The sequence below is a fragment of the Streptomyces sp. SID5910 genome, assembly GCF_009862125.1.
GTDB lineage: Bacteria > Actinomycetota > Actinomycetes > Streptomycetales > Streptomycetaceae > Streptomyces.
Genome location: NZ_WWHX01000930.1, coordinates 1 through 10,649, shown reverse-complemented (window position 1 = coordinate 10,649; position 10,649 = coordinate 1). Strand labels below are relative to the sequence as shown.

At 73.1% G+C, this 10,649-nt stretch carries 9 protein-coding genes and 1 pseudogene; 6 read left to right on the top strand and 4 right to left on the bottom strand.

Going from position 1 to position 10,649, the window contains the following annotated elements; translation table 11 throughout:
- Positions 1-575: lysophospholipid acyltransferase family protein (locus tag GTW67_RS33140; RefSeq protein WP_161168444.1), on the bottom strand; the 575-nt coding region annotated here is incomplete at its 3' end.
- Between the two features lie 272 nt (positions 576-847).
- On the opposite strand from GTW67_RS33140, the pseudogene GTW67_RS33135 reads away from it, so the two are divergent.
- The 5 genes and pseudogenes from GTW67_RS33135 to GTW67_RS33115 form a co-directional block, all read left to right on the top strand.
- Positions 848-1,214: pseudogene (locus GTW67_RS33135) on the top strand (thioredoxin family protein); the annotation flags it as partial.
- A 146-nt stretch (positions 1,215-1,360) separates the two neighbouring features.
- On the top strand, positions 1,361-1,873 hold the full coding sequence (locus GTW67_RS33130) for a flavin reductase family protein (protein WP_161168045.1): 513 nt from the start codon (positions 1,361-1,363) through the stop codon (positions 1,871-1,873).
- A gap of 250 nt (positions 1,874-2,123) precedes the next feature.
- Complete coding sequence (locus GTW67_RS33125; protein WP_161168046.1) at positions 2,124-2,921, top strand: electron transfer flavoprotein subunit beta/FixA family protein; 798 nt, start codon at positions 2,124-2,126, stop codon at positions 2,919-2,921.
- Positions 2,922-2,976: 55 nt separating this feature from the next.
- Positions 2,977-3,939 (top strand): electron transfer flavoprotein subunit alpha/FixB family protein, encoded by a 963-nt coding sequence (locus GTW67_RS33120; protein WP_161168443.1) that lies wholly within the window; start codon positions 2,977-2,979, stop codon positions 3,937-3,939.
- A 199-nt stretch (positions 3,940-4,138) separates the two neighbouring features.
- Positions 4,139-5,437: a DUF6986 family protein gene (locus GTW67_RS33115; protein WP_161168442.1), complete on the top strand. Its 1,299-nt coding sequence runs from the start codon at positions 4,139-4,141 to the stop codon at positions 5,435-5,437.
- Here GTW67_RS33115 and GTW67_RS33110 read toward each other — a convergent pair.
- Together GTW67_RS33110 and GTW67_RS33105 are read right to left on the bottom strand one after the other, a co-directional pair.
- Complete coding sequence (locus GTW67_RS33110; RefSeq protein WP_161168447.1) at positions 5,418-6,191, bottom strand: hypothetical protein; 774 nt, start codon at positions 6,189-6,191, stop codon at positions 5,418-5,420. The genes GTW67_RS33115 and GTW67_RS33110 overlap by 20 nt on opposite strands.
- A gap of 262 nt (positions 6,192-6,453) precedes the next feature.
- Entirely contained in the window at positions 6,454-7,494 is a 1,041-nt protein-coding gene (locus GTW67_RS33105; RefSeq protein WP_202438028.1) for a LacI family DNA-binding transcriptional regulator, read from the bottom strand.
- A gap of 248 nt (positions 7,495-7,742) precedes the next feature.
- Here GTW67_RS33105 and GTW67_RS33100 point away from each other — a divergent pair, with 248 nt between their 5' ends.
- Positions 7,743-8,696: an ROK family protein gene (locus tag GTW67_RS33100; protein ID WP_161168441.1), complete on the top strand. Its 954-nt coding sequence runs from the start codon at positions 7,743-7,745 to the stop codon at positions 8,694-8,696.
- A 16-nt stretch (positions 8,697-8,712) separates the two neighbouring features.
- Here the strand turns inward: GTW67_RS33100 and GTW67_RS33095 are convergent.
- Positions 8,713-10,649 (bottom strand): NPCBM/NEW2 domain-containing protein (locus GTW67_RS33095; protein WP_237519156.1); only part of this gene is annotated, 1,937 nt, incomplete at its 5' end.

The window sequence follows — 10,649 nt, the reverse complement described above, 5'->3', positions numbered from 1 at the left end:
TGGGTGATGGCGCCCGCGTACTGCTCGCGGGAGGCCTCCATCGCCTCGCCGACCCGGATGGTGACCGGGGTGTGGCTGCGCTTGAAGTTGCGCGGGTGGCCCTTGGTCCACAGCCGCTGCGTGCCCCACACCGCCATGGGCACCAGCGGTACGCCCGCCTCCTGGGCCAGGCGCGCGGCGCCCGACTTGAAGCTCTTCAGCGTGAACGACTCGGAGATCGTCGCCTCCGGGAAGACCCCGATGATCTCGCCGGACCGCAGCGAGTCCAGGGCGTGCGCGTAGGCGGCCTCGCCCTGCTTGCGGTCCACCGGGATGTGCTTCATCCCGCGCATCAGCGGACCGGAGATCCGGTGCCGGAAGACCGACTCCTTCGCCATGAAGCGGACCAGCCGCTTCTGCGGCAGCGCCGCCAGGCCGTCGAAGATGAAGTCCAGGTAGCTGATGTGGTTGCTCACCAGCACGGCGCCGCCCGAGCGCGGGATGTTCTCCGACCCACGGCAGTCGATCTTGAGGTCCCACACCTTGAACATGGTGCGGGCGAGACCGATGACCGGGCGGTAGACGAGTTCTGCCATGGGCGGGTCGGACCCTTCCTTCTCGGCCTGGGAAGAAGACTCCCAGTCGAAAGTTACGCAGCCGTAGGTTTACGGCTTGTCGAGATCGTGCCCCAAGAACGGCCGGGGAACCAGCCCTGGTGCCCGGCCGTGGCGTAATCCTCATCACGTCATCGGCCGCCGGATGGCCGAAACGCGATGGTGAACCGGGGAATCATCGCCCGCTCCCGGGCGCTGGACCTGAGGACGACCGGACCGGGCCGCCCGCGTGGCGCGCCCATGAGAGGCCGCGAAGGCGGCGGAGCGGGAGACGCGCGCGTGCACGGGCGGAACGACGGCGAGCGGCGCGAGGGCCTGCGCCTGGACGCGGCCGACCTGGGCACGGAACTGGGCGTGCGCGCCACGCTCGTGCAGTTCTCCAGCGCCTTCTGCGCCCCCTGCCGGGCCGCCCGGAGGCTCCTCGGCGAGGTGGCCGGCATGGTCCCCGGCGTCACCCATGTCGAACTGGACGCCGAGGCGCGGCTGGAACTCGTCCGCGCGCTGGACGTGCTCAAGACCCCGACCGTGCTGGTCCTCGACGCCGAGGGCCGCGTCGTACGGCGGGCCGCCGGCCTGCCGCGCAAGGCGGACGTGATCGCCGCCCTGGGGGAGGCGGTGTGATCATCGCCACGCCGGCGGTGAGGCGTTCTCCACAGCTTCCAGATCCCGGGACGTATTTGACTGTGTGTGCCACCCATCGTCAGCCTGCCCGTACGGCCCCGCTCCCCGCTCCCCGGACGGAGGCGCACGGCGGAAGGACACCCCGCATGCCGGCCACACCCGACCTCGCCGCACCCCGGACCGCCACCGGCGGCGACCTCCTGCGGTCCGTCTTCCGGCGGCACGCGGCGGGGGTGGCGGTGATCACCGCACGCGGCGACGCGGGCCCGGCCGGCTTCACCGCGACCTCCCTGACCTCCGTCTCCGCCGAACCGCCGCTGCTCTCCTTCGGCATCGGCACCGGCTCCTCCAGCTGGCCCACCGTGTCCCGGGCCGAGTACGTCGGCGTCCACCTGCTCGGCGAGCACCAGCGGGAGCTGGCCGCCACCTTCGCGCGCAGCGGCGCCGACCGCTTCGGCGCGCCCACCGTCTGGCACGAGGGCCCCGAGGGCGTTCCCGTGCTGGACGACGTCCTCGCCTGGCTCGTGTGCCGGGTCGTCGGCCGCGTCCCGGCCGGGGACCACCGCATCGTGCTGGCCGAGGTCCTGCTCGGCGACCCGGCGGGCACCGGCAGCCCGCTGCTGTACCACCAGGGACGCTTCACGGGCCTGCGCGACTGAGCCTCCACGGGCTCCGCGGGCCGCCTTCCGACTCCGTCCGCCTGCTTCTGCGGAACGGTCGAGTTCCGGTTACGCTGCGTTGCGAAGGTCACAGTTCAAAGCGCTTGCTTAGCGGGAAAGAACTGGGTGTACTGACGAGTAATGTTCCGGCTGGAAGCGCGGGTCGCCCCGACCGGAATCGGCCGCTTGAGGCGCCTATGCTGCCTGCAAGCAGGCAGCACTGAAATGACGATGCAGTAGGAGAGCCGGCGTGAGCTTGAGGATCGTTGTCACTGTGAAGTACGTGCCCGACGCCACTGGCGACCGGCACTTCGCCGATGACCTGACCGTCGACCGCGACGATGTCGACGGTCTGCTCTCCGAGCTGGACGAGTACGCGGTCGAGCAGGCGCTTCAGATCTCGGAAGCACGCCAGGAAGCAGGCGACGACGTGGAGATCACCGTCCTGACGGTGGGCCCCGAGGACGCGAAGGACGCGCTGCGCAAGGCGCTGTCCATGGGCGCGGACAAGGCGATCCACGTCGAGGACGACGACCTGCACGGCACCGACGCCATCGGCACCTCCCTGGTCCTGGCCAAGGCGATCGAGAAGGCCGGTTACGACCTGGTCGTCTCCGGCATGGCCTCCACCGACGGCACCATGGGCATCGTGCCCGCGCTGGTCGCCGAGCGCCTGGGCGTGCCGCAGGTGACGCTGCTGTCCGAGGTCTCCGTCGAGGGCGGCACGGTCAAGGGCCGCCGTGACGGCGACTCCGCCACGGAGCAGCTGGAGGCCTCCCTGCCGGCGGTCGTGTCGGTCACCGACCAGTCGGGCGAGGCGCGTTACCCGTCCTTCAAGGGCATCATGGCGGCCAAGAAGAAGCCGGTGGAGTCCTGGGACCTGTCCGACCTCGACATCGACGAGGATGAGGTCGGTCTCGAGAACGCGTACACGGTCGTCGAGTCGGCCACCGAGCGTCCGGCGCGCACCGCGGGCACGATCGTCAAGGACGAGGGCGAGGGCGGCAAGCAGCTCGCCGAGTTCCTCGCGGGCCAGAAGTTCATCTGAGCCCCCGCCGTCCCTACCGCCCCTCATCTTTCGCAAGCAGGAGAGAAGAAGTCCCATGGCTGAAGTTCTCGTCTACGTCGACCACGTGGACGGCGCCGTCCGCAAGCCGACCCTGGAGCTGCTGACCCTGGCCCGCCGCGTCGGCGAGCCGGTGGCGGTCGCGCTGGGCAACGGCGCCGGTGACACCGCCGCCGCCCTCGCCGAGCACGGCGCGGTGAAGGTCCTCACCCACGAGGCCGCCGAGTACGCCGACTACCTGGTCGTACCGAAGGTCGACGCCCTCCAGGCCGCCGTCGCCGCCGTCTCCCCGGCCGCCGTGCTGGTGCCGTCCTCCGCCGAGGGCAAGGAGATCGCCGCCCGCCTGGCGCTGCGTCTCGGCTCGGGCGTCATCACCGACGCCGTCGACCTGGAGGCCGGCGACGAGGGTCCGGTCGCGACCCAGTCGGTGTTCGCCGCCGCGTTCACCACCAAGTCCCGCGTCTCCAAGGGCACCCCGGTCATCACGGTCAAGCCGAACAGCGCGGCCGTCGAGCCGGCCCCGGCCGCCGGTGCCGTCGAGGCCCTGTCGGTGTCCTTCTCCGACGCCGCGACCGGCACCAAGGTCACCTCGCGCACGCCGCGCGAGTCGACCGGCCGTCCGGAGCTGACCGAGGCCGCGATCGTGGTCTCCGGTGGCCGCGGCGTCAACGGCGCCGAGAACTTCGCGATCATCGAGGCGCTCGCCGACTCCCTCGGCGCGGCCGTCGGCGCCTCCCGCGCCGCGGTGGACGCGGGCTGGTACCCGCACACCAACCAGGTCGGCCAGACCGGCAAGTCCGTCTCGCCGCAGCTCTACATCGCCAACGGCATCTCCGGCGCCATCCAGCACCGGGCCGGCATGCAGACCTCGAAGACGATCGTGGCGGTCAACAAGGACGCCGAGGCCCCGATCTTCGACCTCGTCGACTACGGCGTCGTCGGCGACCTCTTCGACGTCGTCCCGCAGCTCACCGAGGAAGTGAAGTCCCGCAAGGGCTGAGCATCCCCGCCGCAGCTCCGGCCGAGGCCCCCGCGACCGTCCGTGGTCGCGGGGGCCTCGGCGTCTGCGCAGGATGGAGGTGGACCGCCGGGCGGTGCCGGGGGACGGTTGACCGGGGCAGATGCGGCAGATAACTTCGCTCTACGGATTATTGATTCCGTTCAGCGGAAAAGTTCAGCGGAAAATAGGAGAGTGTGGGATGGGTCAGCAGGAGAAGGTGGCAACGAGTCTCGCGGGCGCCGTCGGCGAGGAGATCAGTGCCTCCCTCGCACCGGTCGACGCGGAGCTGGAGCGCCTCTACCCCGGCGACCCCGGCACCCGCCAGCCCGTCCACACCGTCTACGTCCCCGGTGACGTCTTCGCCGCCGACACCATCCGCACCTGGGGAGACAGGGCGCTCGCCGCGCTCGACGAGCACGCCCCCGACGCCGCGTCCTTCGCCGCCGCCCTCGGCCTGTCCGACGAACTCGCCGAGCCGGTGTACTCCCGGGTGCGCGCCAAGCTGGAGCGCGAGCCGATCGAGGACCTGCGCATCGACTTCGAGGACGGCTACGGCAACCGGTCCGACGCCGAGGAGGACGAGGCCGCCGCCCGCGCCGCCCGGCTCGTCGCCGAGGCCTACGACCAGGGCACCGCGGCCCCCTACATGGGCATCCGCATGAAGTGCATGGAGGCCCCGGTACGCGCCCGCGGCATCCGCACCCTCGACGTCTTCCTCAGCGGCCTGATGGAGGCCGGCGGCCTGCCCGACGGGCTCGTCCTCACCCTGCCGAAGGTGACCTACCCCGAGCAGGTCACCGCCATGGTCCGGCTCCTGGAGGCCTTCGAGAAGGCCCGCGGCCTGGAGCCCGGCCGGATCGGCTTCGAGATCCAGATCGAGACCAGCCAGTCCATCCTGGCCGCCGACGGCACCGCCGCCGTCGCCCGCATGATCCAGGCCGCCGAGGGCCGCGCCACCGGCCTGCACTACGGCACCTTCGACTACAGCGCCTGCCTCGGCGTCTCCGCCGCCTACCAGGCCAGCGACCACCCGGCCGCCGACCACGCCAAGGCGGTCATGCAGGTCGCTGCCGCCGGCACCGGCGTACGCGTCTCGGACGGCTCCACCAACGTCCTGCCCGTCGGCTCCACGGAGAAGGTCCACGACGCGTGGCGCCTGCACTTCGGGCTGACCCGCCGCGCGCTGTCCCGCGCCTACTACCAGGGCTGGGACATGCACCCCGGCCACATCCCCACCCGGTACGCGGCGGTCTTCGCCTTCTACCGCGAGGGCTTCGAACAGGCCGCCGCCCGACTCGCCCGCTACGCCAACCAGACCGGCGGCGACGTCATGGACGAGCCCGCCACCGCCAAGGCCCTCAGCGGCTACCTGCTGCGCGGCCTGGACTGCGGCGCCCTCGACACCGGCGAGGTCGCCCGGCTCACCGGTCTGACCCGCGCCGACCTTGAGGGCTTCTCGTCGCCCCGGCGCGGCGACCTCACGGCATCGGCGCAGTAGGCGGCGGCGGAGTCGGGGGAAGCGGCTCGTCCGTCCGGCCGGAGTCCACGTACCGCTCCAGGCCGGACGCCGTCACGCGCCGCTCCTCGGCGAACAGCCGCGTCCCCCGCTCGCACAGCCCCCGGTCGGCCCGCGCCCGCGCGCAGAACTCCTCGGGCGTCGTCCCGAACAGCTCCCGCAGCCGGGCCGATCCGCGCAGCAGCTCCGTCAGGAGCGGGCGCTGCTCGCCGGGGTGCCTGCGGGGCGCGCCGGCACCGTCGTGCAGGACCCCGTGCCGGTTGACGTAGGCGTACACGCCGCGCAGCACCGTGCCGTCGCCCGGCTCCACGCGGACGTCCGGAGCGGGCAGCCAGGCGCGGTCGAAGTTCCCGGCCGCCATCGGCACGCCCTCGCTCGCGTCGATCACCGCGAGCTGCTCGGCGTCCAGCCAGAGCACGAACAGCTCCCGTACGGCGCCCGGGGCGCGGACCGGCGACGCGGACACGTAGCCCATGCGGCTCACATGGGCGGAGACGCCGATGTCGACCCCGGTGGTCCGGGACCTGACCATCGGGATCGGCGACTCGATCCCGAACTCGGCCATCTTGTGCCGTAGCTGGCCCGGGCTGGCGTTCGAGCCGATCGCCAGCACCGGGACGCGGTCCTCGTGCACCGGCAGGTCCAGCGGCAGCAGCCGGTCGCCGACGAGCAGACCGGACTCCCGCGGCCATGCCCCCGGATACAGCAGCGGCTGCTCCCGCGGCACCCCGGCCAGCCCGAGCGCGTCGAGCGTCCGGTCCTCCGCGTCCCCGTCGTCCGGCGCACGGCCGTCCGCGCGGCCCGGGGCCGCGGCGTCCCCGGCCGTCCCGGCGCTTGTTGCCCGCGCCCGGGCGGGGGCGGCCCCGGAGGCTCCCGCTTCTTCCCCTGCCCGTTCCCCGGCGCCGTCCGGGCGTGCCCCGGCGGTCTTCGGGCGCGGCGCGTCCGCTCGGTCTCCCGCCCCGGCGCCCGCCGCGCCGGCCATGTCGTCCACGGGGCGCTCAGTCCGCCGGGGGCAGTTCGCCCGAGCCGCGGGTGACCAGCCGGGTCGGCAGTTCGATGCGCTCGGGGGCGAGGAGCGTGCCGTCCAGCTGCCGGAAGAGCCGCTCGGCCGCCGTCCGGCCGAGGGCCGCCGCGTCCTGGGCGACCACGGTCACGCCCGGCCGCAGCAGATCGGCCAGCTCGATGTCGTCGAAGCCGACCAGCGCGACGCTGCGGGTGTGCTCGGCGAGGACCCGGATCACGGTGACCGTCACCCGGTTGTTGCCCGTGAAGATCGCCGTCACCGGGTGCGGGTCGGCGAGCATCTCCTCGGCGGCCCGGCGCACCCGCTCGGGGTCGGTGACGCCCAGCGACATCCAGGAGTCCTTCACCGGTATGCCCGCGTCCTCCATGGCGGCCCGGTAGCCGCGCAGCCGCTCGGCGGCGGTGTGGATGCGGGGCATGTCGCCGATGAAGCCGATCCTGCGGTGCCCGTGCGCGATCAGATGGGCCACGCCGTCACGGGCGCCGCCGAAGTTGTCGGACACCACCACGTCCGCGTCGATCCGCCCCGCCGGACGGTCGACGAACACCGTGGCGACCCCGGCCTTCAGCTCGGGCTCCAGATACCGGTGGTCGTCCCCGGCCGGGATCACCAGCAGCCCGTCCACGCGCCGCGCGCACAGCGCCAGCACCAGCTCCTGCTCCCGGTCCGGGTCCTCCGCGCTGGAGCCGTTGATCAGCAGCGCCCCGTGGGCGCGGGCCACCTCCTCCACCGCACGGCTCAGCGGGCCGTAGAACGGGTCCGCGAGATCCTCCAGCACCAGCCCGATGCTCGCCGTGCGGCCCTTGCGCAGCACCCGCGCGCTGTCGTTGCGGCGGAAGCCGAGCGCGTCGATGGCCTCCTGGACCCGCCGCTCGGTCTCCGCGGTGACGCCCGGCTCGCCGTTGACCACCCGGGAGACGGTCTTCAGCCCGACCCCGGCGCGGGCGGCGACGTCCTTCATGGTCGGGCGGTTGCCGTAGCGGTTCCCGCGAAGCCGGTCTGCGCGGAGGGGCATGTCGGGCACGGTGCGGTGTCCTGTCCTGTCGTCCACGGGATTGCGTCGGCTCCTGTCGTCCACGGGGGATGCGTCGCTCATGCGCTTGTATGAGGATGTGGCGTCGAGCATAGAGCCTGGACAACGTTGTCAGATGCGGGAGACACTGTCCATCGCACTCTTCGGCCCGCGCCCCCACCGCGCGGCCGGCCTGCTGCTCCCGCTCGTGTACCTCCATTTCTTTCGGTTGACGGGGAGATCCGACTCTGATGCACACCGACCTCGTGGCAGCGCTGGACATCGGCGGCACCAAGATCGCCGGGGCGCTGGTGGACGGCCACGGCCGGATCCAGGCCCGGGCGCAGCGTGCGACGCCCGCCCAGGAGGACGGCGAGACCGTGATGCGGGCCGTGGACGCGGTCCTCGCGGAGCTCACCGCGTCGCCGCTGTGGGGGCGGGCCACGGCCGTCGGCATCGGCAGCGCCGGCCCCGTCGACGCCTCCACGGGCACGGTCAGCCCGGTCAACGTGCCCGGCTGGCGCGACTTCCCCCTCGTCCCGCGGGTCGGCGCCGCCGCCGGTGGCCTGCCCGTCGAGCTGATCGGCGACGGGGTGGCGATCACGGCGGCCGAGCACTGGCAGGGCGCGGCGCGCGGGCACGACAACGCGCTGTGCATGGTCGTCTCGACGGGCGTCGGCGGCGGCCTCGTCCTGAACGGGGCGCTCCACCCCGGCCCCACCGGCAACGCCGGTCACATCGGGCACATCAGCGTGGACCTGGACGGCGACCCGTGCCCGTGCGGTGCGCGCGGCTGCGTCGAGCGCCTGGCGAGCGGCCCCAACATCGCGCGGCGCGCGCTCGCCGACGGCTGGCGTCCGGGCCCGGACGGCGACACGTCGGCCGCCGCGGTGGCCGACGCCGCCCGGCTGGGCGACCCGGTCGCCGTGGCCTCCTTCGAACGGGCGGCACAGGCGCTGGCCGCCGGTATCGCCGCCACCGCCACCCTCGTCGAGATCGACATCGCCGTGGTCGGCGGGGGAGTGGCCAAGGCCGGCGAGGTGCTCTTCGGCCCGCTGCGCAAGGCCCTGACCGACTACGCGACGCTGTCCTTCGTGCGGCGCCTGACGGTCGTACCCGCCCTGATGGGCACGGACGCGGGACTGGTCGGGGCCGCCGCGGCCGCGCTCACCAGGACGGCGGGCGTGACCGCGGCGGGGGTCTGACAGGGACCGGCGCGGCTCAGCAGGTCAGCCGGGCCTGCGCCCAGTCGGCGTGGTCCGAGTCGGTGTCGTCGCCGCCGTTGGTGACGACGAGCCGGACCACCTCGGCGCCCGTCACGTCCGCCGTGACCGGCTGGGCCGGCATCGCGTTGGTGAGGACCCCGGTCGAGGCCACCTCGGTACCGTCCGCCCAGATCTGGAAGGCGACGGTCCCCTTGGCGCCCTTCTCGTCGTCCACGCCGACCTCGGCGGTGACCTTCTCGCAGACCCTGCCCGTGTAGTACGCGACGCTGCTCGCCGCGTGCACGCCGAGCCCGGCGTCGTACACCACGCCGCCGATGGTGATCGGGTTGCCGTCCCCCGCGGCGCTCTCCCCGTTGCTGGTGTTGCGCTCGACCGGGCCCCAGCCGTTGGTCGCCGACAGCCACGGCAGGTCGCCGAGCCCGGACGTCCCGCTGGGCGGCGGCACCACCACGGACGTGGTCACCGGCAGGACCGTCCCGACGCGTGCGCCGTTCGACGCGCGGTGACTCAGCTCGACGGTGAGGCCGTACGACCCCGGAGGCGTGCCCGCGGGCGCGGTGAGGGACCACGTGGTGCGCAGCGAGCGGCCCGCCGGGAGGACGGCGGTGCCCGCCGGTGAGGTGGCCCGCACCCGCCAGCCCTCGGGGCCGCGCACGGACACGGACACCCGGTGTGCCGGGGTGCGGCCGAGGTCGGTGGCCGTCGTGGTCAGCGTGGCCGGGGTGCCCGCCTCCACCAGCGTGCCGCCCTCCAGGCCGAGTTCGACGGCGGGCGGGTGCTGCGCCCAGCCGCGGTCGGCGCCGACCCGCAGCAGGACCGTGCCGTGGGCGGGGACGGTGGCCGACAGGGTGCCCGCGGTGTGGTAGCTCCGGTGCTGCCACAGGTCGCGCTGGGTGTAGCCGGGGGCGCCCGGGAGGCCGACGGCCTTCGCGCTGGTGGTGACGCGCTGCGGGGTGTCGGACTCGTTGAACAGCGCCACCGCACGGCTGCCGTCCCGCATCTCCTTGGCGACCACCCAGCGGCCGCCCTCGGAGGAGATCACGGTGCCCTGCCTGCCCAGCGGATCCTGGTCGACGGCGATGACCTCCCGGTTGCCGAGGATCTCCAGAGTCTCGTCGGACGCGTGGCGCAGATCGGTGCCGATGAGGAGCGGGGCCGCCATGACGGACCACATCGAGAAGTGGGTGCGGTACTCGGTGGCGGTCATGCCGCCGTTGCCGACCTCCAGCATGTCCGGGTCGTTCCAGTGGCCGGGGCCGGCGTAGGGGGCGAGTGGCAGGTTCTTCTTCAGGATCGACAGCATCGAGCCCCAGTTGTCGCCGATGTCGCCGGTGGTCCGCCACAGCTGGCCGAGCTCGCCCGCCCACTCCCAGGGCTTGTTCTCGCCCCATTCGCAGATGCTGTAGACGATGGGCCGGCCGGTGGCCTTCAGGGCGTCCCGCATGGTCGTGTACCGCTGCACGGCGTCCAGGCCCTGGTTGTTGCAGTTGTCGTACTTGAGGTAGTCCACACCCCAGTCGGCGAACTGCCGGGCGTCGCTGTACTCGTGGCCCAGCGCGCCGGGCATCCCGGTGCTGTCGCACGTCCTCGTGCCCGCGCTGGTGTAGATGCCGAGCTTGAGGCCCTTGGCGTGCACGTAGTCGGCGACCGCGTCGATGCCGTTCGGGAAGCGCACCGGGTCCGGCACGAGCCTGCCGTCGGTGCCGCGCTGCGGGAGCGCCCAGCAGTCGTCGAGGTTGACGTACTCGTACCCGGCGTCCTTGAGGCCCTTCTCGACGAAGATGTCCGCGATGCCCTTGACCATCGCCTCGTTGAACTCGGCCCGGCAGTGGGTGGAGTTCCAGTTGTTGAAGCCCATGGGCGGGGTGAGGGCGAGTCCGTCGTCCGGGGCGGGCGCCGGCTGCTCCCGGGCGGCCGGCTGCGCGGCGGCGG